Source organism: Pseudoxanthomonas kalamensis DSM 18571, from assembly GCF_010211745.1.
Lineage (GTDB): Bacteria > Pseudomonadota > Gammaproteobacteria > Xanthomonadales > Xanthomonadaceae > Pseudoxanthomonas_A > Pseudoxanthomonas_A kalamensis.
Map to the genome: position 1 here is coordinate 1 of NZ_PDWQ01000087.1, position 590 is coordinate 590.

The following is a 590-nucleotide window of genomic DNA, read 5'->3' on the forward strand; positions in this document are numbered from 1 at the left end:
GGCGAACACCGGGTGCTGGAGGCAGGCAACGCGGTCTCACGGCGCCCGTCGCTGGCCGGCTATCTCAACACTATCTACCCCAACAAGGTGCAGATCCTCGGCACCGAGGAACTGGCCTGGCTGGACTCGCTGGACGCGCGCCAGCGCTGGGAGACCATCGAGAAGATCGTGCAGGTGCGGCCGCTGGCGCTGGTGGTCACCAAGAACCAGTCGTGCCCGGAAGACCTGCGCGCGGCCGCCGACGAATCCGACACGCCGCTGTGGGTCTCGCCCAAGCGCGGCCACGAACTGCTCAATCACCTCTCCTACCACCTGGCGCGCACGCTGGCGCCGCGGGTGATCCTGCATGGCGTGTTCATGGAGATCTACTCGATCGGCGTGCTGATCACCGGCGAGGCCGGCTCGGGCAAGAGCGAGCTGGCGCTGGAATTGCTCAGCCGCGGCCACCGCCTGGTCGCCGACGACGCGCCGGAGTTCACCCAGATCGCCCCCGACGTGCTCGACGGCACCTGTCCGGAACTGCTGCAGGACCTGCTGGAGGTGCGCGGGCTGGGCGTGCTGAACGTACGCGAGATGTTCGGCGACACGGG

At 68.5% G+C, this 590-nt stretch carries 1 pseudogene; it reads left to right on the forward strand.

The window, feature by feature from the left end:
* A pseudogene (locus CSC70_RS14135) lies at nucleotides 1–590 on the forward strand (HPr(Ser) kinase/phosphatase); the annotation flags it as partial.